General features: G+C 57.2%; 24 protein-coding genes. 8 read left to right on the plus strand and 16 right to left on the minus strand.

Translation table 11 applies throughout. The annotated features are described in order from the left end of the window. Positions 1-41: 41 nt before the first annotated feature. Positions 42-1,379 (minus strand): deoxyguanosinetriphosphate triphosphohydrolase, encoded by a 1,338-nt coding sequence (locus C3Z11_RS01015; protein ID WP_106475668.1) that lies wholly within the window; start codon positions 1,377-1,379, stop codon positions 42-44. A 227-nt stretch (positions 1,380-1,606) separates the two neighbouring features. Here C3Z11_RS01015 and C3Z11_RS01020 point away from each other — a divergent pair, with 227 nt between their 5' ends. The 3 genes from C3Z11_RS01020 to C3Z11_RS01030 all read left to right on the plus strand — a co-directional run bounded on the left by C3Z11_RS01020 (position 1,607) and on the right by C3Z11_RS01030 (position 3,834). Then, positions 1,607-2,356 (plus strand): alpha/beta fold hydrolase, encoded by a 750-nt coding sequence (locus C3Z11_RS01020; protein WP_106475669.1) that lies wholly within the window; start codon positions 1,607-1,609, stop codon positions 2,354-2,356. A gap of 71 nt (positions 2,357-2,427) precedes the next feature. Beyond that, a complete protein-coding gene (locus C3Z11_RS01025; RefSeq protein WP_106475670.1) occupies positions 2,428-3,075 on the plus strand; it encodes an NAD(P)-dependent oxidoreductase in 648 nt (215 codons plus the stop codon). A 27-nt stretch (positions 3,076-3,102) separates the two neighbouring features. After that, on the plus strand, positions 3,103-3,834 hold the full coding sequence (locus C3Z11_RS01030; protein ID WP_106475671.1) for a 3-oxoacyl-ACP reductase family protein: 732 nt from the start codon (positions 3,103-3,105) through the stop codon (positions 3,832-3,834). Positions 3,835-3,850: 16 nt separating this feature from the next. Here C3Z11_RS01030 and glnG read toward each other — a convergent pair whose 3' ends face one another. The 4 genes from glnG to glnA all read right to left on the minus strand — a co-directional run bounded on the left by glnG (position 3,851) and on the right by glnA (position 8,646). Continuing rightward, positions 3,851-5,263, minus strand: a complete 1,413-nt coding sequence (gene glnG, locus C3Z11_RS01035; protein ID WP_106475672.1) for a nitrogen regulation protein NR(I) — start codon at positions 5,261-5,263, stop codon at positions 3,851-3,853. Further along, on the minus strand, positions 5,260-6,333 hold the full coding sequence (gene glnL, locus C3Z11_RS01040) for a nitrogen regulation protein NR(II) (RefSeq protein ID WP_106475673.1): 1,074 nt from the start codon (positions 6,331-6,333) through the stop codon (positions 5,260-5,262). The genes glnG and glnL overlap by 4 nt, the downstream gene beginning before the upstream one ends. Before the next feature lie 183 nt (positions 6,334-6,516). Then, complete coding sequence (locus C3Z11_RS01045; protein ID WP_106475674.1) at positions 6,517-7,083, minus strand: DUF4124 domain-containing protein; 567 nt, start codon at positions 7,081-7,083, stop codon at positions 6,517-6,519. Between the two features lie 153 nt (positions 7,084-7,236). Continuing rightward, positions 7,237-8,646, minus strand: coding sequence for a glutamate--ammonia ligase (gene glnA / locus C3Z11_RS01050; RefSeq protein ID WP_106475675.1), 1,410 nt, complete (start codon positions 8,644-8,646; stop codon positions 7,237-7,239). Between the two features lie 537 nt (positions 8,647-9,183). On the opposite strand from glnA, the gene typA reads away from it, so the two are divergent. Continuing rightward, positions 9,184-10,995 carry a translational GTPase TypA gene (typA, locus tag C3Z11_RS01055; protein WP_106475676.1) on the plus strand — a complete coding sequence of 604 codons (1,812 nt, stop codon included), beginning with the start codon at positions 9,184-9,186 and terminating at the stop codon, positions 10,993-10,995. Between the two features lie 161 nt (positions 10,996-11,156). On the opposite strand, the gene C3Z11_RS01060 is transcribed toward typA, so the two are convergent. Both C3Z11_RS01060 and ligB read right to left on the minus strand, forming a co-directional pair. Next, positions 11,157-11,351 carry a hypothetical protein gene (locus tag C3Z11_RS01060; RefSeq protein ID WP_106475677.1) on the minus strand — a complete coding sequence of 65 codons (195 nt, stop codon included), beginning with the start codon at positions 11,349-11,351 and terminating at the stop codon, positions 11,157-11,159. 421 nt (positions 11,352-11,772) lie between these two features. Beyond that, on the minus strand, positions 11,773-13,494 hold the full coding sequence (ligB, locus tag C3Z11_RS01065) for an NAD-dependent DNA ligase LigB (protein ID WP_106475678.1): 1,722 nt from the start codon (positions 13,492-13,494) through the stop codon (positions 11,773-11,775). A 172-nt stretch (positions 13,495-13,666) separates the two neighbouring features. On the opposite strand from ligB, the gene C3Z11_RS01070 reads away from it, so the two are divergent. Beyond that, the gene (locus tag C3Z11_RS01070; RefSeq protein ID WP_106475679.1) at positions 13,667-13,975 is read left to right on the plus strand and encodes a hypothetical protein; all 309 of its coding nucleotides are present in this window, start codon (positions 13,667-13,669) and stop codon (positions 13,973-13,975) included. A 172-nt stretch (positions 13,976-14,147) separates the two neighbouring features. Further along, positions 14,148-14,780, plus strand: coding sequence for a peroxiredoxin (locus C3Z11_RS01075; RefSeq protein WP_106475680.1), 633 nt, complete (start codon positions 14,148-14,150; stop codon positions 14,778-14,780). Between the two features lie 75 nt (positions 14,781-14,855). Here C3Z11_RS01075 and C3Z11_RS16725 read toward each other — a convergent pair whose 3' ends face one another. Then, positions 14,856-14,996, minus strand: coding sequence for a glycogen/starch/alpha-glucan phosphorylase (locus C3Z11_RS16725; RefSeq protein WP_158700886.1), 141 nt, complete (start codon positions 14,994-14,996; stop codon positions 14,856-14,858). A gap of 123 nt (positions 14,997-15,119) precedes the next feature. Further along, positions 15,120-16,097, minus strand: coding sequence for an aldose 1-epimerase (locus C3Z11_RS01080; RefSeq protein ID WP_158700887.1), 978 nt, complete (start codon positions 16,095-16,097; stop codon positions 15,120-15,122). Between the two features lie 197 nt (positions 16,098-16,294). On the opposite strand from C3Z11_RS01080, the gene C3Z11_RS01085 reads away from it, so the two are divergent. Both C3Z11_RS01085 and C3Z11_RS01090 read left to right on the plus strand, forming a co-directional pair. Further along, a complete protein-coding gene (locus C3Z11_RS01085; protein ID WP_106475682.1) occupies positions 16,295-17,425 on the plus strand; it encodes an NADH:flavin oxidoreductase in 1,131 nt (376 codons plus the stop codon). 139 nt (positions 17,426-17,564) lie between these two features. Beyond that, positions 17,565-17,861, plus strand: a complete 297-nt coding sequence (locus C3Z11_RS01090; protein WP_106475683.1) for an ArsR/SmtB family transcription factor — start codon at positions 17,565-17,567, stop codon at positions 17,859-17,861. A gap of 188 nt (positions 17,862-18,049) precedes the next feature. On the opposite strand, the gene C3Z11_RS01095 is transcribed toward C3Z11_RS01090, so the two are convergent. Genes C3Z11_RS01095 through C3Z11_RS01125 form a run of 7 tightly spaced genes read right to left on the minus strand, consistent with a single transcriptional unit; the run spans position 18,050 to position 25,989 of the window. After that, on the minus strand, positions 18,050-19,807 hold the full coding sequence (locus tag C3Z11_RS01095; protein ID WP_106475684.1) for an ABC transporter ATP-binding protein: 1,758 nt from the start codon (positions 19,805-19,807) through the stop codon (positions 18,050-18,052). A gap of 45 nt (positions 19,808-19,852) precedes the next feature. Beyond that, complete coding sequence (locus C3Z11_RS01100; protein ID WP_106475685.1) at positions 19,853-20,800, minus strand: acetamidase/formamidase family protein; 948 nt, start codon at positions 20,798-20,800, stop codon at positions 19,853-19,855. Further along, the gene (locus C3Z11_RS01105) at positions 20,800-22,422 is read right to left on the minus strand and encodes an ABC transporter substrate-binding protein (protein WP_106475686.1); all 1,623 of its coding nucleotides are present in this window, start codon (positions 22,420-22,422) and stop codon (positions 20,800-20,802) included. Before C3Z11_RS01105 ends, C3Z11_RS01100 begins: the two co-directional genes overlap by 1 nt. A 57-nt stretch (positions 22,423-22,479) precedes the next feature. Continuing rightward, positions 22,480-23,406: an ABC transporter permease gene (locus C3Z11_RS01110; RefSeq protein WP_106475687.1), complete on the minus strand. Its 927-nt coding sequence runs from the start codon at positions 23,404-23,406 to the stop codon at positions 22,480-22,482. Beyond that, positions 23,406-24,263 (minus strand): ABC transporter permease, encoded by an 858-nt coding sequence (locus C3Z11_RS01115; protein WP_262927165.1) that lies wholly within the window; start codon positions 24,261-24,263, stop codon positions 23,406-23,408. The genes C3Z11_RS01110 and C3Z11_RS01115 overlap by 1 nt, the downstream gene beginning before the upstream one ends. Continuing rightward, positions 24,263-24,853, minus strand: coding sequence for an ANTAR domain-containing response regulator (locus C3Z11_RS01120; protein ID WP_106475688.1), 591 nt, complete (start codon positions 24,851-24,853; stop codon positions 24,263-24,265). The genes C3Z11_RS01115 and C3Z11_RS01120 overlap by 1 nt, the downstream gene beginning before the upstream one ends. Continuing rightward, positions 24,850-25,989, minus strand: coding sequence for a transporter substrate-binding protein (locus C3Z11_RS01125; RefSeq protein ID WP_106475775.1), 1,140 nt, complete (start codon positions 25,987-25,989; stop codon positions 24,850-24,852). Before C3Z11_RS01125 ends, C3Z11_RS01120 begins: the two co-directional genes overlap by 4 nt. Between the last annotated feature and the right edge of the window lie 75 nt (positions 25,990-26,064).

Consider the following 26,064-nt stretch of genomic DNA (forward strand, 5'->3'; position numbering starts at 1 on the left):
CCCGATGCTTATTCAACGCAGATGCAGCGTTGGCCTCCGCCTCAATCACCGCGCAACTTGCCGCCCATCTCCTGAGCGAGGTCGACCGCATAGTGGTCGGTCATGCCGCCAATAAAATCGAGCATGCGCCGGTAACTGGCGTAAAGTCCCCATGAGGGCAGCGGTGTATTTTCGCCGATCAACGTCAGGACCCGCTGATGCTTGTAGCTTGACTGTCCAGTGTGATGAAGCTCATGCGCTGCTCCGATAAAGGCTTCAAGTAAAATACCCAGTGTCGTATGCGCCCCTATTTCGAGCTTGGCCTTACGTGCATTGCGAAAGATACGGTCGCGAGCGAGCTGTTTAGCTGCCCTGACGCCCCAGCCAAGATCGGGATGACACAGGTCAAGCAGATCGCGGCCCAGCGTACCCGACAGCAACGCCATGTCATGCTGGACAAAGGCTTCAGCAGCTTCGTTAACTGCACGCTCCATCGCCGCACCGCGTAGTACAGCCACGCGTCGGCGCTGAGAAACATGCAAATGCTGCATGTCCCGATAGTCTTCCGGCTCGCCACCGGCAATGTGAATCAGGATCTCGGCCACTTCGTCAAAGCGCAGAATCCCCATTTCCAGGCCGTCTTCAAGATCAAGCAGTGCATAACAAATATCGTCAGCCGCCTCGACCAGATAGGCAAGTGGATGACGACACCAGGCATCATCGCCGGTCGATTTAAGACCCAGCATGCCTGCCACTTCGGCAAGTAGCGCCTTCTCTGACTGATAGGCACCGAACTTGCCGGCTGCGCTGGCATGTTCCACTGTCCAAGGGTACTTGAGCATCGCGCCGAGCGTGGCCGCTGTCAGACGCATACCGCCGCGAAACTGGTTATATTCGACCTGGGTGACAATACGAAACCCTTGCGCATTGCCTTCATAGGTCAGCAGATCGTTACACTCGGTCTCGGTCAGCCCATCGAAATAACCTGCGCCACTATCGCGTGCAGCACGAAACCAGTCGCGAATGGCGTACTCACCGGCATGACCAAAGGGCGGATTGCCAATATCGTGACCAAGACACGCCGCCTGAACGATCACGCCCAGGTCAGCCGGTGTGATCCAGGCGGGTAACCGCGCACTCAGACGCTCTCCTACAATCATGCCGAGGCTGCGGCCCACACAGCCGACTTCCAGCGAATGGGTCAGACGCGTATGGATGTGATCGTTCTCGGTCAGCGGATGAACCTGTGTCTTGCGCCCTAAACGTCGGAAAGAGCCGGCAAAGACGATTCGATCATAATCCTTATGGAAGGGGCTGCGTCCGATTTCCCGCTCGGTGCCCGAGGGCTTGTCATTCAAGCGGACCGGCTCAAGCAGTTGCGCCCAGTTCATCTGCGACATGGTATTTCCCAACGTGGTAGGTGCTGCTCTGGCTGTACAGAGATTATGTCATCCATTCTGGCACTGCCTCATTCGCCTGACCAGCGGCAGCACTGCCCAACGACACCGCTTGTGAGTAAGCGTCACGCTTTCTACAGTTTAAGGATAGGTTATAACAACGCATCGCTTGATGCGTTCGCCATCCGGCAGCGGATTGCCAGATGGCGTCATTCAAGGAGGGATTCGTTATGTTGGCTTACATTGATCACGGTAAAGGTTCACCTACCTTCATACTGATGCATTTTCTTGGCGGTTCGCACCGCACCTGGTCACCTACTCTGCCCTATCTTGAGGAGCGTCATCGCTGCATTGCCGTTGATATGCCGGGGTTCGGTGATTCTAAAGACATTGAAGGCTACTCCGTGAAAGAGATGCTCGACCATGTCGATGCCACGATCCGTGATCTGGAACTGGATGACTGCATCCTTGTAGGACATTCAATGACAGGCAAGGTGGCACTCGCGCTGGCCGCTCGCCGGCCCGAGTACCTCAAGGGCATCATTCTGGTGGCCCCCTCACCGGCCACCCCGCAGCCGATGAAAGAAGAGCAGCGCGAAAAGCAGATCAACTATCAAGGAACGCGTGAAGAGGCTGAGGGCTTTATTGACGGTGCCACTGCGCAGCGTTTGCCTGACGATCTGCGTGAAATCGCCATTGCTGATGTCATGCGCGTCAATCTTGAGGCCTATCACGCCTGGCCGAAATACGGCAGTCAGGAGGACTGGTCAGGCGCGCTGGGAGAAGTCTCATGTCCCGCGCTGCTTGTTGCCGGTGGCAACGATCAGAACGTCCCGCCGGTCGAGGAGCAAAAGCGGATCACGCTTAACCATCTGCCCAATCACCGTATCGAAGTGATCGAGAGTGCTGGTCATCTCATGCCACTGGAAACGCCACAGCAGTTGGCAAAGCTGATGCTTACTTTCGCCGATGGGCTGTAACTGCGTCCCTCGCTAGACTATTGCCCACTATGGCCCATGTGCTGTGGGCTACTTGATACAGGAAAGCCATCATGAATATCGTTTTGCTCGGTGCCACCGGTTTTGTCGGCTCGGCACTGCTCAAGGAAGCACTGCAACGCGGTCATTGGGTCACAGCAATCAGCCGCAGCGCCGGCAAGCTCGATGCTCACCCGAATCTGACGCCGGTTGAAGTGGATATCAACGATGTCGCCACGCTCACTAGTCTGTTTGTCGATCGTGACGCCATCATTCACGCTTATGCGCCGCCCAAGAGCGAGAGCATCGCACGGCGCATCGAACAACAGACGCATGCGACCCAGACAATTATTACAGCGCTCAAGCATGCCGGGGTGAAGCGCATCCTGGCCGTGGGCGGTGCGGGGACGCTCAAGGTCGCCGGTGGTGGCTACAACATGGATCGCCCCGACTTTCCACGTGAATACGAAGGCGGTGTCAAATCGACCAAAGTGGTCAAGGAGTTACTCGAACAGGAACCTGGACTTGAATGGACCTCATTGTCGCCGGCCCATGAGATCTTTTCTGGTGAACGCACAGGCAAGTTCCGTCTCGGCCTTGATGACATGATCGTCGATAACGCGGGCATCAGCCGGATTTCTGTGGAGGACTTCGCTGTGGCGATGATTGATGAGCTGGAAACGCCGCGGCATACGCATCGCCGATTCACCGTCGGCTACTGACAATGATTATCCGGAGAGAATAACGTCATGGATGAAATTGAGGGTAAGGTGGCACTGGTCACCGGTGCCAGCCGCGGTATCGGTCGCGACATCGCGCTTGCGTTGGCTGAGGCAGGAGTCAATGTCGCCGTCAATTATCACGACAGCGCTCGCGAGGCGCACGAGACGGTCAGGTCTATCGAGGCGAAGGGACGTAAGGCTTTGGCCATCCAGGCTGATGTGTCAGACGCCAATGATGTGGCGCGCCTGGTGAATGAAACACGCGACGTCCTGGGCTGTATCGATATCCTGATCAATAATGCTGGCGTATCCCGGGCGCAAGCGTGGCAAGACGTGACAGCTGACGATTGGTCAGCGCTGATTGCCCAGAATCTCACCTCATCATTTCTCATCTCCCAGGCCGTACTGCCCGACATGGTGGCTGCCGGCTGGGGACGGCTGATCATGGTGTCTTCGATAGCCGCCCAACTTGGCGGTGTCATTGGCCCGCACTATGCCGCTTCGAAGGCTGGCCAAATTGGCTTGGCCCATTCTTACGCATCACTTCTTGCCGAGACGGGCGTGACCTCGAATTCGATCGCACCGGCGCTGATCGAGACCGACATGATCAAAGGTAATACCCGGATCACGCCGGACATCCTGCCGGTCAAACGCTTTGGCAAGGCCAGCGAGGTCGCTGGCGTGGCGGTGATGCTGGCCCGTAACGGTTACATTACCGGCCAGACGATCAATGTCAACGGCGGCTGGTACATGAGCTAGCCACGTATCCAGCTCATCACTCGGCGTCAGCAAGTTCCGGCAGCAGGACTTTCAGCTTGCGTGTCAGCGTATTTCTTCCCCAGCCGAGCAGCTCGGCCGCCTCGCCCTTACGCCCGCCGGTGTGTTTGAGCGCCGTTTCGATCAGGATACGCTCGAAGTCCGGCACCGCTTCTTCAAGCAGATGAGTATGGCCGGCAGCCAGCGCACGATCAGCCCATTCACGAAAGGCGCCGCGCCAGTCGCCGGAGGCAATGTCGGTGCCTTCAAGATCACGCAGCTCTGGTGGCAGATCATCCACCAGCACTTCGCGCCCCGATGCCATTACCGTCAGCCAGCGGCAGGTGTTTTCGAGCTGGCGAACATTCCCCGGCCACGTCAGGCGCGATAGATGCTTTTCAGCGGCTTCGGTCAATACTTTCGGTTCGGCGCTCAACTCGCGTGCGGCTTCGGCAAGGAAGTGTCGCGCCAGACGCGGAATATCTTCACGTCGCTCAGCCAGCCGCGGCAAATGGACACGAATCACGTTAAGACGGTGGAACAAGTCCTCACGAAAGCGCCCATCCGCTACCAGCTTTTCGAGATTCTGATGGGTGGCGGCAATAATACGCACGTCGACCTTGACCGGAGTAAGCCCGCCGACACGGTAGAACTCACCGTTGGCCAGCACGCGCAAGAGACGCGTTTGGGTCTCGGCCGGCATGTCGCCGATCTCGTCTAGAAACAGCGTCCCACCATCAGCCTGCTCGAAACGCCCGCGACGCTGCGAGGTCGCCCCGGTAAAAGCGCCCTTTTCATGGCCAAACAGCTCCGACTCCATCAGGTCTTTAGGAATGGCGGCCATGTTCAAGGCAATAAACGGATGGCGTGCACGCGGGCTGTGCTGGTGTAATGCTTGAGCGACCCGCTCCTTGCCGGTGCCCGATTCGCCGTTGATCATTACCGTAATATGCGAATGCGAAAGCCTTCCGATCGCGCGGAATACTTCCTGCATCGCCGGCGCTTCGCCGATGATTTCGGTATTGATGCCTTCCGGAGCCTGTGCAGGCGCGTGACGTTCTCGTGCATGAGCTATAGCGCGCCGCACCAGCGCAAGCGCCTCGTCGACATCGAAAGGCTTGGGCAGGTATTCAAATGCCCCACCCTGGTAAGAGGCTACAGCACTATCAAGATCGGAATGCGCGGTCATCACGATAACGGGCATATCCGGGTAGTGTTCGCGCGTTTTAGCCATCAAATCCAAACCATCGGTGCCGGGCATACGAATATCGGTCAGCAGCACGTCCGGTGGCTGGCGTAAAATGGCTTCTTCGGCCTGGTCAGCGCGCTCGAAACTGGACACATCGATATCGGGTTGAGCGAGGGTCCGCTCCAGTACCCAGCGAATCGCTCGATCATCATCGACGATATAAACTCGCGCGGCGTCATTCATGCATGGCCTCCATTGAGTTGATGTCCCTTGTCAGCAATGTCCAAGGGCACCAATAAGCGAAATTCGGTATGCCCGGGCAGGCTGTCGCATTCAATCAAGCCCTGATGCTGATGCAGGATTGACTGCGAAATGGAAAGCCCAAGGCCGCTTCCTTCGGCCCGACCTGAAATCATCGGATAGAACAGTGACTCTCTGAGGCTCTCGGGAATCCCCGGGCCGTTATCGATGATGGCTATCTCACAGACCAACCGATGGCGCTCGGCGCCGAGCGTGAACTGGCGACGTGCCCGTGTTTTCAGCGTTAGCGTAGGCGAGGATATGTCGTTCTCCTCCAGCGCCTGCACAGCATTGCGGGCGACATTCAGTACGGCCTGGATGAGCTGACTTTCATCTCCGATGATATCTGGCAGGCTGGGATCATAATCGCGGATGAAGGTGACATTGCTCGTCTCGGCCGTCAGCAGCATACGCACTCGCTCCAGTACGGCATGAGCATTGACGGGGGTATGTGCTAAAAGCTTGTTGGGCCCCAGCATACGATCAACCAGATCACGCAGCCGATCAGCCTCCCCCACAATGATGCGGGTAAATTCGCTGAGATTTTCATCATCCATCTCACGCTCTAGCAACTGTGCCGCACCACGTATACCACCCAGTGGATTTTTCACCTCATGCGCGAGGCCTCGTGTCAGTACCTTGACCATTTCCTGCCGGGCAATCAGCGCTTCTTCGCGTGAAATCCGCATCAGCCGATCGCGCGCCTCGAACTCAAGCAGCAGTTCCTGTTCCGATAGCGGCGTTGCGGTGTAGTCCACCGTTATGCTTTCGCCACTGGCAAGCACCAGACAAGCCTCACGCTGGGTATAAGGGTGCTGTTCTTCAAGCGCCTTGGCGAGCATGGCACTGATAACCCCATCGTCACCTTCTAAGCAATCGATACGTGACTGTTCTACGCGCGCACGACTGATGCCCAGCAATGCTTCAGCGGAGGGATTCATCCATATGACGTGCAGTGAACCGTCAAGAAGTACTACTGCAGTCGTTAAGTGTTCTAGCAGGCGTTGGTACATGCCTATATCCGTCATCCTTGTTCACTCTAGAAGTGCAAAAAGCGCGCCAGAGTGAGCAATCTCGTGTGCATTGCTCAGCAATGGCGCAGCGTGGCGTTATCGCCCACAACTATTTAGCACCGAATTGGTGCAATGAGATCAATGGATGTCAGTTTCTAGCGCACCGTATTTCCCAGTACCCCATCAAGGAGCCGAAGATGAGCTGCGTGGATTAGCGGGCATGTTCTGGCTGGCGCGCTGCACATAAATGGTGACGGGATCACTTTGCTGACGCACATGACCGGTGCTATCGAGCAGTTCGACTCGCAGCGTATGTTCACCTCGGTTCATCCCGGAAATAAAAAATGCCGATGTCCGAAGCGCGGACTGGCTCACCTGTCCGTCGACACGAAGCCGTACCTTGTCTCCGGGAGCAAGCTGCGGCGTTATGGCCAGTTCAACCTGAACATCGCCGGCAGCACCAGTCGGTATCGTTGCTTCGTTGCGAGGAGAGACAATGGCCAACTGCGTATAAGGAATAAAGGCCTGTTGGGGTTCTGCGGGATCAAGCGCTTTTTTTTGCGGCTGAGAGGACTTCGCGTCGACGTCGACCACGTCGGGTGGCGCCACATTGATACGGCTACTCTCCGGCTGCGGCTGATCGGTAAAGACCGGATTGCCATTGGCATCAACACTGCGATAGACCGCTGCATTTACCGCCGGAATGGCAGCGAACAACAGCAAACATCCCGCGAGCGTCCGTCTTTTCATGCTATCGCGCCAATTTCCTTTCATGAAACTTGCCTCCCATATGATGAGGGCCAGTGTAGCGAATTACCGTCTACTGCAGACATGAAAAAAGCCCCGTGAATACGGGGCTTTCTTTGTTTTGCGCGGTACTGCTTACAAACTGAGCTGCCGTGTTTATACGCTGTAGTACAGTTCGTATTCCATCGGGCTCGGCACCATACGTACCGCAGTCACTTCTTCCATCTTCAGCTCAATGTAGGCGTCGATTGTATCTTCAGTGAAAACACCACCTTCGGTCAGGAAGGCATGATCTTCGCGCAGCGCTTCGAGTGCCTGCTCAAGGCTTGTAGCGACCGTTGGCACCTGCTTGGCTTCTTCTGCCGGCAGGTCGTACAGGTTCTTGTCCAGAGCATCGCCAGGATGAATCTTGTTACGGATCCCGTCGATACCCGCCATCAGCAGTGCAGCAAAAGCCAGGTATGGGTTAGCTGTCGGGTCAGGGAAACGTGTCTCGACACGCTTGGCCTTGGGACTTGAAGTATACGGAATACGCAGCGACGCAGAGCGATTACGCGCGCTATAGGCGAGCATGACCGGCGCTTCGAAGCCTGGCACCAAACGCTTGTACGAGTTGGTGGAGGCATTGGTGAAGGCGTTCAGTGCACGAGCGTGCTTGATCACACCACCGATGTAATACAGCGCAGTTTCGGACAGACCAGCATATTCGTCACCGGCGAACATGTTCTCGCCATCTTTCCAGAACGACTGGTGAACGTGCATGCCAGAACCGTTATCACCCGCCATCGGCTTAGGCATGAAAGTCGCTGTCTTACCATAAGCGTGCGCCACATTGTGGATCACATACTTCATGGTCTGAACTTCGTCGGCCTTCTTGACCAGCGTGTTGAACTTCACACCGATCTCATTCTGGCCCGCATTCGCCACTTCGTGGTGGTGAACTTCAACACTCTGACCGACTGCTTCCAGCGTGGCGCACATCGCGCTACGAATATCATGGAAGGAATCAACCGGTGGTACCGGGAAGTAGCCGCCCTTGACGCGGGGACGGTGGCCCATGTTGCCGCCTTCCAGGTTGGTCGCGTCGGTAGACCAGGCGCCCTCTTCCGAGGTGATCTTGAAAAACGAGCCGTTCATTTCATTCTTGAAATGAACCTGATCAAAGATGAAGAACTCGGGCTCCGGGCCAAAGAAGGCAGTGTCGCCCAGGCCAGTGCTGTTCAGATACGCTTCGGCGCGCTTGGCGATGGAGCGTGGATCACGCTCATAGCCCTGCATTGTCGCCGGCTCGATGATGTCGCAGCGCAGTACGATAGTCGGGTCTTCGGTAAACGGATCCAGGTAGGCGGTGCCGTCCTCCGGCATCAGAATCATGTCGGACTCGTTGATGCCTTTCCAGCCGGAAATGGAGGAACCGTCAAACATTTGGCCGTTTTCGAAGAATTCATCATCGACGGCGCGGGCCGGAATCGTGACATGCTGCTCCTTGCCCTTTGTATCGGTAAAGCGCAAATCAACCCACTTGACGTCGTGTTCTTCAATCAGGGCAAGAGTCTTTTCTGCCATGGTGGTCCTCCAATGTGAGCCGAAGCTCGAATGGTTGGCTAACGTGTCCAGTTCGACTTTTTTACACGCTCATTTGCAGTGCATACAAGCGTTTTAATTGTCCGAATTAATGCATTCACCGTGCCAAAATAGCGCGCAAGTTAAGCGCAATACTAATAAGGCTTTGATAAAAAAAGGTTTTATATGATGTCAGGGATTTATTCGCAGCATCTTCGCTATAAAAACCGAACGGCTTACAGGCGAATACATACCAGCAACGCACTAGCTTGGTGCCATTATTTTATTTATGCACCATTACTGTGCATAAAGACCTGCCGTTTCATTTCGTGCCAACGTTATTCTAGCCTACCACCTTTATTGCTAATAACAGGTTTGATTCGACTAAATTAAATATTTACTTATAATACGGAACTTAGCTTTTTCTCAGGCGATAATTGATAATTTGCCTTCTTTTCGCATCATTTCATTCGCGCAGGGTGGTCGTAACCATCGCTGCGGCACTATAATGCGCACCGATTTTCCTTACAGGATCCCGTCGTGATCGAGAAACTTCGTAATATAGCTATCATCGCTCACGTCGACCACGGCAAAACCACTCTGGTCGACAAGCTTCTTCAACAGTCCGGTACGCTTGACCGCAAGACCGAAGGTCAGGAACGTATCATGGACTCCAACGACCAGGAAAAGGAACGTGGTATTACCATCCTGGCAAAGAATACTGCTATTCGCTGGCACGATTACCACATCAATATCGTTGATACGCCAGGGCACGCCGATTTTGGTGGTGAAGTTGAACGCGTCATGTCAATGGTCGACTCCGTGTTACTGTTGGTTGATGCGGTTGACGGCCCGATGCCGCAAACTCGTTTCGTTACTCAGAAGGCATTCGCTCAGGGTCTGAAACCGATCGTTGTCGTCAACAAGATTGACCGCCCCGGCGCTCGCCCTGACTGGGTCGTCGATCAGATTTTTGACCTGTTTGACAACCTTGGCGCAACTGACGAGCAGCTCGACTTCCCGATCATCTATTGTTCGGCGCTGAACGGCATCGCCGGCATGGACCCGGAAGAGCTGTCTGACAACATGGATCCCATGTTCCAGGCCATCGTCGACATCGTTGAGCCACCTAATGTCCAGCTCGACGGACCGTTCCAGATGCAGATTTCTGCACTCGACTACAACAGCTATGTTGGCGTCATCGGCCTGGGCCGTATCAAGCGCGGCAGCGTCAAACCCAATCAGCAGGTAACTGTTGTCGATGTTGACGGCTCTGTACGCAAGGGCAAGGTCGGTCAGGTCATGACTCACCTTGGCTTGGAGCGTGTTCAGACGGATGAAGCTTCTGCAGGTGACATCGTCTGTATCACAGGTATTGATGATCTGGGTATTTCCGACACGATCTGTGACCCGGCTGCACCTGAAGCGCTGCCACCACTTTCCGTTGACGAACCAACCGTTTCGATGACCTTCCAGGTCAACGATTCGCCATTCGCAGGCCGTGACGGCAAGTATGTCACCAGCCGCAACATCAAGGATCGCCTCGATCAGGAGCTGATCCACAACGTGGCACTGCGTGTCGAGCAGGGTGAGTCACCTGAGAAGTTCAAGGTATCCGGACGTGGTGAACTTCACCTGTCGGTGTTGATTGAAACCATGCGCCGCGAAGGCTTCGAACTGGCCGTTGGCCGTCCTGAAGTCATCATTCGTGAAGTCGATGGCGTCAAGCAGGAGCCGTACGAAGAAGTCATCATCGATATCGAAGAGCAGCACCAGGGCTCGGTGATGGAAGAGCTCGGCTACCGCAAGGGCGAGCTGACCAATATGAACCCCGACGGCAAAGGACGTGTGCGTCTGGACTTCATCATCCCCGCTCGTGGCCTGATCGGTTTCCGCGGGCAATTCCTGACGTTGACTTCAGGTACCGGCATCCTGACCAGCCGTTTTGATCATTACGGCCCGCTCAAGCCCGATGCATCGATCGAGCGTCGCAATGGCGTATTGGTTTCGATGGTCGATGGCAAGGCACTGGCTTATGCGCTTTACGCACTGCAGGATCGCGGTAAGCTGATCATTGATCATGGTACCGAAGTCTACGAAGGCATGCTGATTGGCATCAACAACCGTGCCAATGACATGGTCGTCAACCCGACCAAGGGCAAGAAGCTCGACAACATGCGCGCCTCAGGTAACGATGAAAACATCGTCCTGACGCCGCCGGTCAAGTTCTCGCTGGAACAAGCCATCGAGTTTCTTGATGATGACGAGCTGGTTGAGATTACACCGAGCTTCATTCGTCTGCGCAAGAAGCACTTGAAAGAGAATGAGCGCAAGCGCGCCGGCAAGTCATAACGCAAACACAAGCTTAGCGTAGTCGCTGAAAGCCCACCCTGGCGGTGGGCTTTTTTATAGTGGTTTACGCTACAAAGCCAGCGGTAACCAGCAGCCATAAAAAAACCGCCGGAGTGACTCCGGCGGTTTCGTAACTCTGTTTGATTCAGACGGCTGTAAAATCAGGCGGCATCTTTATGAGGAATGAATGCAAAGGCCAGCTTGTCTTCAGCAGCGCGGGCTTTTTGCATTCGTGCCAGCTCAAAGCTTTCAAAGCTTTCTTCGGCATCACTGCCACGGCCGGAAACGTACATAGCACCCAGCATGAAGAGCATCAATACGGCGTACAAAGCACCGCCAACGATAAGTAGTGTCATAGCAAATCTCCTTAGCTGATCAATCGCCTTTGGCAATTAACGCTTCCTCACAAAGAAAGCTAGAAGGCATCTTGCAGGAACGTTCCCTGACACTTCGCTGCGAACCTTTGCAGCCCTGCCGGCCTCATCATTTCGTCTGAGCAAGCTTTTCACGATTATCTATCGGCTTCAGTGCGGATTGCTTTAATCCTGTGTGAAGCCCCTTGCGTCCCGTCTTGCTCTGTTACACATAATGGACAGAATTATGACTACATGCTGCCCAACTTTAGTCTTAGCGTAACTTTATGTACTAACTAGCGAGACGTGATCACATCAATACTCTTTAAGTAACCAAATATTACATTGAGCAATTAAACTTTGCAACACAAAATTCATGACTCGCCTAGTTTCATGCGCTACTCGAGTACTAGAATATCTAGTCCTATTGTTCAGCTTTAGGTACGTTAAAGCCCTTCACTTCTGTGCGGCTTAGCTGCGTCACGGCTTCTTGCACGTTAGGATGATTGAAAAAAACATACAGCTGTTCAGCACGAGTCGTACCGACACCGTCAATAGAGCGCCAAGCCATGCGTGAGCGTGTCGCCAACTTTTCGATATCAATCATCCCATCCGCCTCGATCTTGTCACGTGCCACAGGCGGCAGGCCCAGTGCCTTTAGCCACTGCCATGCACTCCGTTGTCTCGCGGTATGAAATGCCTCCGTCCATTGCTCGGCCCGGCGCATGCCTACACCTTCAAGGCGCTTTAGCTCATCGGTTTCCAGCCAGAGCGCATCGGTAAGTGTCACGACCAGTCCCGCCTCAATCAGGCGTTCCCATACTCCAGCACCGATTCCCGACAGGTCCAGACCATTGCCACTACTTAGCCAGGCCAGACGGGCAAGGAATTGCATATGGCAGTCCGGCGTCCAGGTCATACAGCTTGTATAGTGATAGCGTGTGGCATCCGGCACGCTCACTTCTCGCCGGATATCACTACGTAGCTCAACTGAATCGAAGCGGGGAATGGTCAGCCCGGCAAGGCTGATACGGACCTGATCGCCAGGACGAATATCAAAACGCTGCCAACGTGCGAGTGAGCCAACACTGACACGCGTTACCTCACGATCATCAAGTTCGACGGGAATGAGCTCAAGTACCGGCGTTATTCGCCCGGTACGGCCGATGGTAAATATCACATCGCGGACTTCGGCTAATGTTTTACGGGCAGGATACTTCCAGGCCACGGCCCACGCGGGGGCGCGCGCCTGCCACGTCGTCGCTGGTGGCCGACGGCTCTGGCGAATAACGATACCGTCAGAAGCAAACGGCAGCGCAGCGTGATACCAGCGCTCGCGCCACTGCACAACGTCATCGACGGTCTCAATGCGCTCACTATAGTGGCCCACCGTGGCAAATCCCCACTGTGCAAGCAGAGCCAATCGTTCATCTAGCGTCTCTGGACCTGTAGGAAAATCCCAGGCGAAGAACTCGATCTGATCTGCCAACGCCGGAGCCAGCGCCTCACGTTGCATCCAGCCGGCAACGTCACCACGCGCCCCGGCGCTGCCATCGCGAGATTGAACATGATGTTCGAAGTGCCTAAAGAGTTCGCCTTGCAGGATCACATCGGCAGGTGCCGATTCAGGCAGTCGCTGAGGGATATTGGGTAATTCGCGCACACGTGCCAGCCAGTCGTGCCCCCGCGTACCATCACCACGACTGATAGCCTCGGTCAGCACGCCGTCTCGATACACGAGCGTTACCGCTACGCCATCAACTTTTGGCTGTACCCATAGCGTTTTATCCGTATGGCGTGAAAGCCATTCAGCTATTGCCTGACGGTCAGGCAACTTGTCCAATCCCGTCTGCACCACGGGATGGCGCCGCATATCGTCACTGCTGGGCAAGGGCGATGTTGCTTCGTCATGACCGAGGCATGCACGCCATTGTTCAAGGCGACGACGCGCCTGGTCATACACCCCATCATCGACCTCGCGCAGACCTTCGATGTAATAGGCATGGTCCCACTGTGCAATACGCGCCGTTAATGCATCAAAGGAGGCACGTATATGCTCATCGGAACAGGAGGGCTGCGCCATAGCGGTACTGGCGCATAGAAATCCCTGAGCAAGGGCCATTATTATCAAGCTTATGTGTTTCATGTAGCCTCGCTACAACGACGACGCCCTACAGTGCGTATCTGTACATTCTCCGTTTCTCTTTTTGGTTATCGTCTGAACGGCGATGAACTACAGTCGGCACGGGCCCATTGCGCGTTAACTGCTAGGATGAAGAGAAGAAAAGAGACGAATCGACACTAGGAGATAGATTGCCATGACCGATGCGCGTCAGATCGAGTGGGATACCCCCGATAATGCCAGCGTCAAGGAGCACTACGAGGACCTTTACTTTCTCAAGGAAGCGCCCAAGATAGGCAGTGTGATCACTGCCCGTTACAAGAAGGCCAATGTGCGGTTGCAAGTGACAGAGCGCCCGGACAACACCTCATCAGTCGCCCAGGTGCTCAGCATTACCCCTGATGGCCAGACATCCCGCTCGGAATATGAAGACCTCAATAAAGGTGATCTGGTCATCGTGGCAGACAACAAGCGTGCCTTCGTGCGCTATCAGGAAGATGATTGATACTCTTTTCATATTGACGATGATCAAGGCAGGTGATTTCTTGAAGAAAGCCGTTATGTTCAGATAGGAATTAACTTAGGCGAACTTGTTGTTTGGCTAATGCAGCGGAAATCGTCAATATCGTGTTCCAGGATAACTCCACTTACCTCCGCTCGACGAAAGGAGACTTTGCATGACGCTGCAACTCGGCGATACCGCTCCCGACTTTTCTCAGGACAGCACCTCAGGCACCATCAATTTTCATGAGTGGATGGGCGACCAATGGGCAATCCTGTTTTCACATCCCAAGGATTTCACCCCGGTCTGCACCACCGAATTGGGCGAAGTTGCTCGTCTGAAGCCGGAATTTGAGAAGCGCAACGCCAAGGCTATCGGTCTGTCGGTTGATCCGCTTGACGATCACCACGCTTGGAAGGGCGACATCGAACAGACGCAGGGCCACGCGCTGAACTTCCCCTTGCTGGCCGATGCTGACCGCAAGGTCAGTCAGCTCTATGGCATGATCCATCCCAATGCCAACGACACATTGACTGTGCGTTCGGTATTCGTGATTGATCCCAAGAAGAAGGTCCGCCTGATTTTGACGTATCCGGCCAGCGCCGGCCGCAATTTTCAGGAGATCTTGCGCGTACTCGACAGTCTCCAACTTACTGACAATGAGCGCGTCGCGACACCGGTCAACTGGAAGGATGGCGACGACGTTATCATTGCGCCGTCAGTCAGCAATGAGGAAGCCAACGAGCTGTTTCCGCAGGGTTGGGATGAAAAGACCCCTTATCTGCGCATGACCAAGCTCAAGAAATAAGCGTCAGCCTACTTAGAAATGAAAAAGCCCCTACTAGTAGGGGCTTTTTCATGACCTTTGGTGACAGATACCCAGCTAACGTGTTTTCCATATCTGGGCTGCGTATTCACGCACGGCACGATCCGACGAAAACCAGCCCATGTTTGCCGTATTACGCACCGTCGCGCGCCACCATTGCTTATCATCACGCCAGCGCTCGGCAACCTGACGCTGCATATCTCAATACGTATCGAAATCGGCGCGCACTTCGATCGCAGCTCCGCCATCCGTTCAATATGGCTTGCGCCAATTTTTCAAATGACTGCGCCGCGCTAGATCTTCACAGACACACGATAGCGGTCATGACGTCAACGCTTCGAGCGTCACTTTGGCGCCGAAACGGCGTACTGCACCAGGCGCCAATGTTATCTGTTCGGCCAGTTCCGGCATGTTGTAGGCGTTGGGAGGGAACTCGGTTGGTTCGATCGCCAGCGATGATCTCGCCCGCTCCGCGAGCGTATCACCAGTAAACAGGTGGACAGCGCCATAGGGTTGAGCAACCACCAGTTGAAGCCCGGCACGGCTATCCTCGAAGCGTGTGCGGCACAAGCCATCCTCATCGGGCGCGAGTGCGGTAAAGCAGGCGTCTAGCACGTGAGCATTGAGGGCGAGAACATGATCATTGAGCGTACGTCGCCCCTTATCGCCTTGCAGAGGGATTAACGTTTTGTCGGCCACTACCGCCTCGCGTGCCGGAAGCACCACGCGGCACGCTTCGAGATTGCCACCGGGTGGGTAAAAGTAGGGATGCCAGCCACAGCCGAACGGTGCCGTTGTAGTACCGACATTTTCGGCTACCAATGACCACTCCAGCCCCTGCTCGTCGAGAGTGAACATGCAGCAGCAGTTGACCGTAAACGGATAGCCAGGCAGCGTGTCGGCACCAATCGCCGTAGTCAGAGTGACTGCGGCACTACGTTCATCACAGTGATGATTAGCCAACGTCCAATCAAGATCGCGCACGATGCCATGAATCGCATTACCCTCGCCCTTGCTCACCGGCAATTGATGCTCCTGACCGTTGAACTCGTAGCGCCCGTGCGCGATGCGGTTGGAAAACGGTGCCATCAGCGCTGAGCGGGCCGCGCCACCCACCTCAAGCTCCTGAGCGTGGCGATAGCCGTCGATGATGCGAAGAAGATTACCGTCAGGCCCTGGCAAATAGAGATCAAGCAGCGTGGCACCGTGCAGTGCAATGCGCATCCGCAAGCCTTTATCATCGTGCAGCTCAAGCGCTGGCCACTTGCCAAAGTGGGTTTCATGCAAGGCGAAAGACATCGGGTAATCTCCTGACCGTAGGGGCATCTGCTCTCACCATAGCGTGTTGCCCGACAGGTACAAGCGCCAGGTAGGCAAGCATGGGCAATAGCGATAGCCATCGCAGGCGATTACATCATTTTATTGACAGCAATATCGTAATACCTCGATATATGGATTACCCTTCTGCAACGTTCTTAACGCCACAGGAGTTTTCCATGGCCACCACTATACATCCTCGTGTTGCATCGCTGTTCACCCCGATCACATTAGGCAGCCTCACGCTTGCCAACCGGCTCGTCATGGCGCCCATGACGCGCCAGCACTCACCCGGCGGCGTTCCCAATGAAGAAGTAGCACGCTACTACCGCCGCCGCGCCGAAGGCGGCATCGGCTTGATCATCACCGAAGGCACCTATATCGATCATCCTGCCGCTAACGGTTATGAAAACGCCCCGGACTTCTTCGGTGAACAAGCACTGGCCGGTTGGAAACGTGTAGTCGACGAAGTCCACGCTGCTGGCGCCAAGATCATCCCGCAGCTCTGGCACGTAGGCAACGAGCGTCGTCCCGGCATGCCTCATGACCTCAGCGTACCGGGCTATGGGCCGATGACGATCGAGGAAGAGGGTCAGGTTGTGGTCAAGGGCATGAGTATTGATGACATCTATGATGTCATTGCATCTTATGCGCGCGCCGCCCGTGACGCTGAGCGCCTGGGCTTCGACGGGCTCGAGATCCACGCTGCTCACGGCTACCTGCTCGATACGTTCCTGTGGTCACAAACGAATCAGCGTGATGACGAATACGGCGGCTCGCTGGAAAACCGTCTCCGTCTACCCGTCGAAGTAGTACGCGCGATGCGTGCCGAAGTCAGCGATGATTTCCCGATCGTGCTGCGCTTCTCGCAGTGGAAGATGAGCGATTACGAGGCCAAGATCGCCGAGACACCTGATGAACTGGGCACCATCCTGTCAGCGCTGGCCGAAGCCGGAGTGGATATCTTTCACGCTAGCACACGCCGCTTCTGGGAGCCGGCATTCGAAGGCTCGCCCGACAACCTGGCGACCTGGGCACGCGAACTGACCGGTAAACCGGCCATCACAGTGGGCAGCATCGGGCTCGACAAGGCCTTTGGACCCGATCAGTTTACCGGCAAGGCCGATCCCAACGCCGGACGCGCCGATATCGACACCTTGATTGAGCGCATGGATGCCGGTGCCTTTGATCTGGTGGCTGTCGGCCGCGCCTTGCTTTCCGACCCGGACTGGCCGGCCAAGATTCGTGCCGGCCGGTTTGAAGACACTATCGACTTTGATCGCAACGCCCTGTCGAATCTGGTGATCTAACGCCATTTATTGAGCGCACGATGACGCGCAAACGCACTAAATGGCGTCTGCGCGTCGTTGTTCACCGCGAAATATGCGAACATAGGCGCATTATCTGTTCCGTTGTCCAACACCCGTTGCCCAGCATCACGAGGCGCCCATGAACGTCAATGAAATCCTCAAGGCGCTCGCCAATCCTCAACGCCTGCATATCCTGCAGTGGCTCAAGGCGCCACATGAGCACTTCGCCGCCGAGCACTGCCGTGCGGATGGCAGCGTCTGCGTCGGCATCATTCAGGAGAAGGCGGGCCTTTCACAGTCGACCATCTCGGCTTATCTCGCCACCCTATACCGTGCTGGGTTGGTCAGCGCCGAACGCGTCGGTCAATGGACCTACTATCGCCGCAACGAAGATACCATAGCTGCATTCATCACGGCGCTAAACAAGCTACTCTGAGCACGCCAGCACGCTTTACGTTGCGGTCAGCACCACGTTGGCCGCAATCCTTTCAATATCAGTAGCGTCTCATCGTCCGCCTAACCTTTTAAGCGTGCCGCTAGCGCGCGGGCCTGATCGCCAATCAACAGCTATTCGAAGCCCATCCCCACGCTGATCTTGGCGCTATCGTTGCCATCCAGGCCGGTCTAGACGGCAACGAAGTGGCCCGCATTCGGTTCGATGTAGCACTGCGCCGGGGCGATATAGTCGTGCGGCTTGATCGGGTTGGGCGATTCGAACGCTTCTAGCAGCGCCTTGAAGTCACGCCGGCTATCCATCTCTGGCACTGGCACCGCAGCCAGTAGCCGCCGGGTATAGGCGTGCTGCGGGTCATGCAGCACCTGATCGCGGGAGCCGATCTCGACGATCTGCCCGCTGTACATTACCGCGACGCGGTGACAGAGCCGCTCTACCACCGCCATGTCGTGGGAGATGAACAGATAGCTCAGATCGTATTGGCGCTGCAGCGTCTCCAGCAGCTCGAGCACCTGGGCCTGGACTGAGACGTCGAGCGCCGAAACCGGTTCGTCGGCGATGATCACCTTCGGCTTCAGCGCCAGCGCACGGGCGATACAGATGCGCTGACGCTGGCCGCCGGAGAACTGGTGTGGATAACGCCGCATCGTATCACCCGGCAGTCCGACCTGTTCAAGCAGCGCCGCAACCCGTTCTTCGCGCTCGTGCAAGGCAAGTCGGTGATGGATCAGCAGCGGCTCGCCAACCAGCTCGAGAATCGACTTGCGCGGATTGAGCGCGGCGAACGGATCCTGAAAAATCATTTGGATATCGCGACGTACCGCCTTGAGCGCCTCGCCCTTGAGGCCGTTGAGCTCCTGACCATTGAGCCGCGCGCTGCCCTCGAAGGCGAGCATGTTCATCAGCGCCTTGCCAGTGGTCGACTTACCGCAGCCACTCTCACCGACGATGCCCAGCGTCTCGCCCTGATGAAGCCTGAAGCTGACGCCCTCGACTGCGCGCACCTCCTTGGGCGTAGTGAACAGTCGCTCACGACGCAGCGGAAAGCGTACCTTCAGATCGTCAACCTCAAGTACCACCGGTCGCTCGGTTTTTGATGCCAGCGGCCCTGCCGTGCCCAGTCGCGGCACGGCGGCCAAGAGCTTCTGGGTGTAGGAGGCCTTGGGATGGGTGAACAGTTGGCGCAGTGGCGCCTGTTCCTCGACCACGCCCTGGTTCATCACCACTACCTCGTCGGCCATCTCGGCGACCACCCCCATATCATGAGTGATCAGCAGCATAGCGGTATTGAATTCGCGCTGTAGGTCACGCATCAACTCAAGGATCTGGGCCTGAATCGTCACGTCCAGCGCAGTGGTCGGCTCGTCGGCGATCAGTACCTTAGGATTGGTCAGCATCGCCATCGCGATCATCACCCGCTGGCGCATGCCACCAGACAGCTCGTGAGGATATTGCTTAAGCCGTCGCTCGACGTGGGGCACGCGCACCGCCTCGAGCATTTCGCGGGCACGCTGATGCGCACCACTGCCTGCGGCAATCCTGTGACGGCGCGCCGTCTCCTCAAGCTGCTGGCCGATGCTCATCATTGGATTGAGCGAGGTCATCGGCTCCTGAAAGATCATCGCGATCTCCCGCCCGCGCAGGCGCTGCATGTGCCGCTCGGGCAGGCTCAGGAGCTCCTGATCTTTGAATAGGATCGCCCCGCTCGGCGTCGCTGCTGCCCGGGGCAAGAGCCCCATGATTGCCAGCGCCGACAGCGACTTGCCGCTGCCCGACTCGCCAGCAATGCACAGTGTCCTGCCGCTCTGCAGCGTAAAGCTCAGCTCGTCGACCACGCGCCGTCTGCGCGCACCATGACCAAATTCGATCGCCAACCGCTCCACTGACAACAGTGAACGTGCCGCCTCCTGTTCCGTTTGTACGCTCATCTCGGCCCTCCTTGCATCGACCCGGCTCAGTTGAAGACGATTGTTTTAGCTGAAGACAATTTTTGGGAAGTAGAACGACACCACCCAGTTGGGCATGTCGACGATTTCGCTAATGCGCAGGTCGCCGCATACCGAGCACAGCATGTAGGCCTGCTCGGCCGGCATCTGGTGCTCACGGCATAGCCAATCGATGGTGCCCGACAGCGCATCGCGCGCCGCTTTCATCAGGTCGGGACCGATGCCGGTGCAGACCTCGTAGCCAGCGGCGTCGAGATGACGAGTGACCGGCCCCGGCGTGCTGAAACGCGGCATCGCCAACGGTGTGTCCTTAATCAGATCGAGGGTGACGACCACATCCATCGCGCTCTCGATTGCCGTGCCGCAGACCTCGCCGTCGCCCTGAGCAGCATGAGTGTCACCGATCGAAAACAGCGCACCGGCGACTTCTACCGGCAGGTAAAGGGTAGTGCCAGCGCTGAGATCACGAATGTCGAGGTTACCGCCAACACGCCGGGGCGGCACTATCGAGTGCAGTCCCGGCTCGGCCAGCGCCACGCCAATGGTGCCGGCAAACGGCTTGAGCGGTACCTTGGCGAACTGACCGAAGGCGGCCGGTGCCAGCGTGTCACGCTCGTAGTGCCATAGCGCCAGCGCCGGTTCCTTGAACTGGTCAGCCAGCAGGCCGAAGCCGGGAATATTGGCGGTCCAGCCGAAGCCCGACGGCTTGAAGCTGTCGATGGTGACCTTGAGAATATCGCCCGGCGCAGCGCCGTCGACGAAGATCGGCCCGGTGACCGGGTTGATCTTGTCGAATGGCATGGTCAGCACGTCACCGAGCGTCGAAGCGGCGCTGAAATGGCCAGCAGAGGAGTCGTGACAGTTGAACTCGAGCGTGGTGCCCGGGGCGACGTGCGCTGCGGGTGGATTGCTGTTGTCCCAGCCGTTGTGGCAATGATGGCCGTGGATGGTCTTGACCAGATGGTGATCACACATCATTTCACCCAGATGTAGTCGTAGTTGACAGGAACGTGGACGGGATCGACATAGAGCGCGTCGCTGCCGCCCATACGCGCCGAGTGCACGGTGAAGCGCTGCTCGTTGAAGATCGGTACCCACGGCGCATCGACCATAGCGTCGGTGAATATCTTGCCCCACAGCTCGGCGCGCGCCTGCTGCTGTTCGGGGGCGACCATCGCGTCGGCCTTCTGCGCTTCGGCGTCGAGTTTTTCGTTGCAGTACCAGGCCCAGTTCCAGCCACCGGACACCGCACCTTCACAGCCGAGGATCGGGCCCCAGAAATTGGACGGATCGGGGAAGTCGGCGATCCATGCCATGCCGCCGGACCACACCAGTGGTGCCTGATCCTTGTCGCCGCCGGCGGCGATGACGTTGGCCTGAGCCAGCGACTTGATCTCGGCGTGGATACCGATATTGGCCAGATCCTGCTGAATCGCTTGGGCAATGCGCGGCTGCGGATCAGTGTTCATAACGTAGAGCTCAGTGTCGAAGCCGTTCGGATGGCCGGCTTCGGCGAGCAGCGCCTTGGCCTTGTCGACGTCATAGGGATAACCCTGATAGCTCTTGTCGTAGCCGGGCATGGCCGGCGGCAGCGGCTGGTTGGCCGGTTTGGCGCGGCCGTTGATGATGCGCACGATGCGGTCCTTGTTGATCGCCATGTTGATTGCCTGGCGCACCTTGACGTCATCGAGCGGTGCCATGGTGACGTTCATGGTTAGGTAGCCGGTCTGCAGCTGATCGCCGGTGACCATCAGCTTCTGATGCTGGGGATCATTCTTGAACTGCAGGAAACGTGCCGGCGGTACACCGTCGCCGGCGATGTCGACTTCGCCGCGCTCAAGCCTCATTAGTGCCACCGTCGGCTCTTGGCCAATCTCGAAATCGATCTTGTCGAGATAAGGGATGCCCGGCTTGTAATAGTCGGAATTCTTGACGAATTCGAGGCGCTGGCCGAGGGCCCAGTCGGCCAGCTTGTAGGCACCGGTGCCGACCGGATGCTTGCCAAAATCGGCGCCCCACTTATCGACCGCCTCCTTGGGCACCACCGAGGCGAAGTTGAGCGCCATCACGTGCAGGAAGGTAGCATCCGGCGCACTGAGCGTGATCTGCACGGTGTAATCGTCCGGAGTGGTAACACCTCTGAGTTGGTCGCTCTTGTCGCTGGCGAGATCATCGAAGCCAACGATCGACGAGAAGAAGCCGGCGCCTGGGCTCTGGGTCTTGGGATTGACGGTGCGCTCGAGTGAATACTTGACGTCACTCGCCTTCATCTCGCGGCCGTTGTGGAACTTGACGCCGTGACGCAGCTTGAAGGTGTAGGTCTTGCCATCGTCGGAGATGGTATAGCTTTCAGCCAGGTCAGGGACCAGCTCGGTGGTGCCGGGCTTGTAGTCCATCAAGCCATCGAACAGGCTCTTGATCATCGACCAGTTTTGCCAGTCGTAGCCGATCGCCGGGTCGAGTGTGGCGACATCGTTCTGGTAGGTGACGACGATATCGCCGCCGGCCTTGGGTGCATCATCGGCCTGGGCCACGCCCGCCAGCGTCAGTGACGCCACAGCGACTGACAGGGCAAGTTTTGTTATTGTCGCTTTCATTTCCCTTCCTTCTCTCAAGAACAAGAACGCTCGCAAGGAGCAGTGGTCCAGCCAACCTTAGGACTTGCGGATATCAATACGCGGATCGATGAACGGAATGATCAGATCGGCGAGCAGGTTACCGACAATGATCGCCACTGCTGAGACGGTGGTGACGCCGACGATGACCGGAATGTCGACCTGCTGGATCGCCTGCCAGGCGAGTTGGCCGATGCCCGGCCAGCCGAACACCGATTCGACTACCACCAGCCCGCCCATGAAGATGCCGATGTCGATGCCGATCATCGGAATCACCGGAGTGATCGCGTTGGGCAGCACGTGGCGCAGGATCACGCGCGCGCGGGTCAGGCCCTTGGCGCGGGCGGTGCGGATGAAGTCTTGATGAAGTACCTCGATCATCGACGAGCGCACCATGCGCGAATACCAGCCGCTGCCGAGCAAGCCGAGCGTAATCGCCGGTAGTAGCAGATGGCTGACGCCGCCGTAGCCGCCCATTGGGAACCAGGCCAGCTTGACCGCGAAGACGTAGAGCAAGAGCATCGCGGCGATGAAGTGGGGCGATGACACGCCAATGAACGAAAACGCCATCAACAACCTATCAATCGCCGAGTCGCGCTTGAGCGCCGCCAACATGCCCAGCGCGATGCCAATCACCAGCTCGCAGGCGATGCCAGCTGCCATCAGCTGCAGCGTGGCGCCGAGTCGCGAGCCGATCAGCGCGGCCACCTCCGAGCGCTGCACGTAGGAGCGGCCTAGATCACCCTGGAGCAGATTACCGAGATAGCGCAGGTACTGCTGGTAGAACGGAAGGTCGAGACCGAGCTGGTGACGAATATTTGCCACCACCTCGGCGGTTGCGCTGCGCCCGGCGATCTGCCGCGCCGGGTCGGCAGGGATCAGATAGAGCAGCAGATAGGTGATGAACGACACACCGAGCAGGATCAGCATGGCGTAGGCGATGCGCTTGGTGATGAACCAGATCATCAGCGGCGTCCTTTCAGTGTGGGGTCGAGCTCGTCACGCAGCGCGTCGCCGACCAGATTGAAACTCAGCGACAGCGCGACAATGGCGACGCCGGGAAACAGCACCAGCCACGACGCCGATGTAAAGTAGCTCTGGCTTTCGAAGATGATGTTGCCCCAGCTCGGCAGCGGCGGCTGCACCCCGATACCGAGAAACGACAGCGTCGCCTCAAGTAACACCGTGGTCGAGATACCGAGCGTGGCCCAAACCAGGATCGTCGGCACCAGGTGGGGCAGCAGATGAGAGAACAGGATACGCAGCGAACTTGCGCCAATCGTGCGCTCGACCGCGACGAATTCTCGCGCGGCGATCGAGATCGTCTCCGAATAGATCACACGAGCGACCTGGACCCAGTTCACCATCGCGATCACCAGCGCTACGATCCACAGGCTAGGGCTGAGGATCGCAGCCAGCGCGATCGCCAATAGCAGCGCCGGAAAGGCCATCATCAGATCGGTCAGACGCATCAACGCCATGCCCAGCCAGCCGCGCACGAAGCCTGCGGTGATACCTACCAGGGTACCGATCACTACCGCGATACCGTTGGCGACGATGCCGATGATCAAGGAAGTACGTGCTCCGTAGACGATGCGCGAAAATAGATCACGGCCAAGCAGGTCGGTACCCAACCAGTACGTCGCATTGGGCGGCAGCGGCGCACCTTCCAGCGTCAGGCCTTCGAAGAACTGCTCGTTCGGATCGTAGGGCGCAATCCACGGTGCCAGCAGTGAAGCCACCACTACGATAACGATGAACGCTAGCGCCACAGCCACCGAGGGGCGCCGGCACATGGTCAGAAATATGCGCAAGGCCGCCATCATGATGTCCTGATGTGTCCGGGTTGATCATGCAGAGTCTCGGTGCAAATGACTTCGATACAGACGTTGCGCTGCATCGCCAGCGTGCGAAGGTGGGTAAAGGCCTGCTCCTCGCCGACGCTGTGCTGCGTCATTACCCGAGCAACTGCCTGGGCGACCAGCGGCCGGCTCGCCACCTTGCGCGCGAGCTCATCACACTCGCGCTGCAGCGTAGTGAAGCGTTCACGCAGTCCACCAGCCATCATCAAGGTGGTGTACACCGAACTCTGGGTGATCGGCTTGTTGAGCAGCGCAGTGGCACCGAGCCGGATCGCACGTTGAATCTGTGACAGCGTCTCATGCCGGGTAACGGCAATGATCGACAATGCTCGGGCACTGGCCGCTTCGAGCAGGCGCGGACTGTTGAATTGATCGAGCTCGACGATCAAGGCGCTAGTCTCACCGAGGTCTGGCGCTGCGTCATCGAATACAGCGAGTGAGGCAATCCCCAGCCGGTCGAGGCTCTTATTCAGCGCCATGCGGGTACGCTCGTCGCAATCGACCAGCAGCAAGCGTGCGCCATGTTTGAACGCGTTGTAAGACGTACTCATTTGATAACCCTCAGATGGCCACACGAACGCGTCGTGCCGGTAAGGCCATGAAATGCGTCCGGGCTGAACTGGGTGAGGTAGGGGTCGGCATCGAGCATGCCGACCTCGCTATGAACGAGCGTAAAGCCGTCGCCCACTGCCTCGCCGATGTAACACGGCAGCGCAACGTGATTGTTACGCGCCGATAGCGTCAACTCGCCGAGAGCAGTAGCCACCGGCGTGCGATAGAGATAGTCGCGAGTTGCAACGGGATCATCGCCAACCTGTTGGCAGGCCTTGGCAAACAGGGTGACGGCGGCATGGGCGCTGGCATAGTAGTGTGAATAAGGATGGGCGCCGTGGCGCATGCGCTGGCGGGCAATGAAGGCGCTGTCCAGCGCGGCGAAGAAAGTGCCACAGGAGAGCAGGCGAATATGTTGCGCCGCCCGGATCTCGTCCAGCTCTCCCTCGGTGAAGTTGCAACTCAGTACCGGCATGCGCCTGCTGCGTGCCACGCAGGCCGCATCGAGCTGACGCAGGAAGTGATACGACGATTCGCCGACCAGGTTATTGAGGACAAAAGCGCTGTTGCTGGCCAGGAGCGTTTCGATCAGCGCGCTGAAGTCGGTAACGCCGAAGCGGTAGTACTTTTCCCCCAGCACGCAACCGCCGGCAGTCTCGATCAGTTCGCGGGCGATGCGGTTGCTCTCCCAGCCCCAGACGTAATTGGAACCGAGCAGAAAGGCCTCGCCGCCGAACTGGCCAAGAGCATAGTGCAGCAGCGGCACCAGATGCTGGTTGGGGCTGCTGCCGAGATAGATGACGTTCTCGCTGCACTCGAAGCCTTCGTAGGGGCAGCTGTACCACAGCAGAGCGTCGGCGCGCTCAAGGTCGGGAATGATCTCCTTGCGACTCGCCGAGGTGATGGTGCCGAAGACATGGCGAATGCCGGCCGCCATGAACCGGTTAATACCCTCAACGTAGCGTTCGAGCTCACCCTGAGGATTGAAGTAGTGCGGCTGCAGCACGACGCCCCCGGCCGCGTCCTGGTTGATCTCGGCAATGGCGTGCTGTACGCCGGCCAGCGCATTCTGTCCCATGCGCTGATAGGTGCCCTCGGTGGAAAACAACACCCCTATCGGGACTTCACGCCTCATGCTCCGCTCCAAAAAAAAGCCTGAACGTCCGCGATGTGCGGTCGTCCAGGCTTCATTGCCCATGCGCCTGATGCG

Source organism: Phytohalomonas tamaricis, from assembly GCF_003012345.1.
In the GTDB taxonomy this organism is placed as follows: Bacteria; Pseudomonadota; Gammaproteobacteria; order Pseudomonadales; family Halomonadaceae; genus Phytohalomonas; species Phytohalomonas tamaricis.

What these genes read in the sequence shown, in the direction of transcription:
- C3Z11_RS01015 (WP_106475668.1), bottom strand. Translation starts at nt 1,379, where the DNA reads ATGTCGCAGATGAACTGGGCGCAACTGCTTGAGCCGGTCCGCTTGAAT.
- C3Z11_RS01020 (WP_106475669.1), top strand. Translation starts at nt 1,607, where the DNA reads ATGTTGGCTTACATTGATCACGGTAAAGGTTCACCTACCTTCATACTG.
- C3Z11_RS01025 (WP_106475670.1), top strand. Translation starts at nt 2,428, where the DNA reads ATGAATATCGTTTTGCTCGGTGCCACCGGTTTTGTCGGCTCGGCACTG.
- C3Z11_RS01030 (WP_106475671.1), top strand. Translation starts at nt 3,103, where the DNA reads ATGGATGAAATTGAGGGTAAGGTGGCACTGGTCACCGGTGCCAGCCGC.
- glnG (WP_106475672.1), bottom strand. Translation starts at nt 5,263, where the DNA reads ATGAATGACGCCGCGCGAGTTTATATCGTCGATGATGATCGAGCGATT.
- glnL (WP_106475673.1), bottom strand. Translation starts at nt 6,333, where the DNA reads ATGTACCAACGCCTGCTAGAACACTTAACGACTGCAGTAGTACTTCTT.
- C3Z11_RS01045 (WP_106475674.1), bottom strand. Translation starts at nt 7,083, where the DNA reads ATGAAAAGACGGACGCTCGCGGGATGTTTGCTGTTGTTCGCTGCCATT.
- glnA (WP_106475675.1), bottom strand. Translation starts at nt 8,646, where the DNA reads ATGGCAGAAAAGACTCTTGCCCTGATTGAAGAACACGACGTCAAGTGG.
- C3Z11_RS01060 (WP_106475677.1), bottom strand. Translation starts at nt 11,351, where the DNA reads ATGACACTACTTATCGTTGGCGGTGCTTTGTACGCCGTATTGATGCTC.
- ligB (WP_106475678.1), bottom strand. Translation starts at nt 13,494, where the DNA reads ATGAAACACATAAGCTTGATAATAATGGCCCTTGCTCAGGGATTTCTA.
- C3Z11_RS01070 (WP_106475679.1), top strand. Translation starts at nt 13,667, where the DNA reads ATGACCGATGCGCGTCAGATCGAGTGGGATACCCCCGATAATGCCAGC.
- C3Z11_RS01075 (WP_106475680.1), top strand. Translation starts at nt 14,148, where the DNA reads ATGACGCTGCAACTCGGCGATACCGCTCCCGACTTTTCTCAGGACAGC.
- C3Z11_RS16725 (WP_158700886.1), bottom strand. Translation starts at nt 14,996, where the DNA reads ATGCAGCGTCAGGTTGCCGAGCGCTGGCGTGATGATAAGCAATGGTGG.
- C3Z11_RS01080 (WP_158700887.1), bottom strand. Translation starts at nt 16,097, where the DNA reads ATGTCTTTCGCCTTGCATGAAACCCACTTTGGCAAGTGGCCAGCGCTT.
- C3Z11_RS01085 (WP_106475682.1), top strand. Translation starts at nt 16,295, where the DNA reads ATGGCCACCACTATACATCCTCGTGTTGCATCGCTGTTCACCCCGATC.
- C3Z11_RS01090 (WP_106475683.1), top strand. Translation starts at nt 17,565, where the DNA reads ATGAACGTCAATGAAATCCTCAAGGCGCTCGCCAATCCTCAACGCCTG.
- C3Z11_RS01095 (WP_106475684.1), bottom strand. Translation starts at nt 19,807, where the DNA reads ATGAGCGTACAAACGGAACAGGAGGCGGCACGTTCACTGTTGTCAGTG.
- C3Z11_RS01100 (WP_106475685.1), bottom strand. Translation starts at nt 20,800, where the DNA reads ATGTGTGATCACCATCTGGTCAAGACCATCCACGGCCATCATTGCCAC.
- C3Z11_RS01105 (WP_106475686.1), bottom strand. Translation starts at nt 22,422, where the DNA reads ATGAAAGCGACAATAACAAAACTTGCCCTGTCAGTCGCTGTGGCGTCA.
- C3Z11_RS01110 (WP_106475687.1), bottom strand. Translation starts at nt 23,406, where the DNA reads ATGATCTGGTTCATCACCAAGCGCATCGCCTACGCCATGCTGATCCTG.
- C3Z11_RS01115 (WP_262927165.1), bottom strand. Translation starts at nt 24,263, where the DNA reads ATGGCGGCCTTGCGCATATTTCTGACCATGTGCCGGCGCCCCTCGGTG.
- C3Z11_RS01120 (WP_106475688.1), bottom strand. Translation starts at nt 24,853, where the DNA reads ATGAGTACGTCTTACAACGCGTTCAAACATGGCGCACGCTTGCTGCTG.
- C3Z11_RS01125 (WP_106475775.1), bottom strand. Translation starts at nt 25,989, where the DNA reads ATGAGGCGTGAAGTCCCGATAGGGGTGTTGTTTTCCACCGAGGGCACC.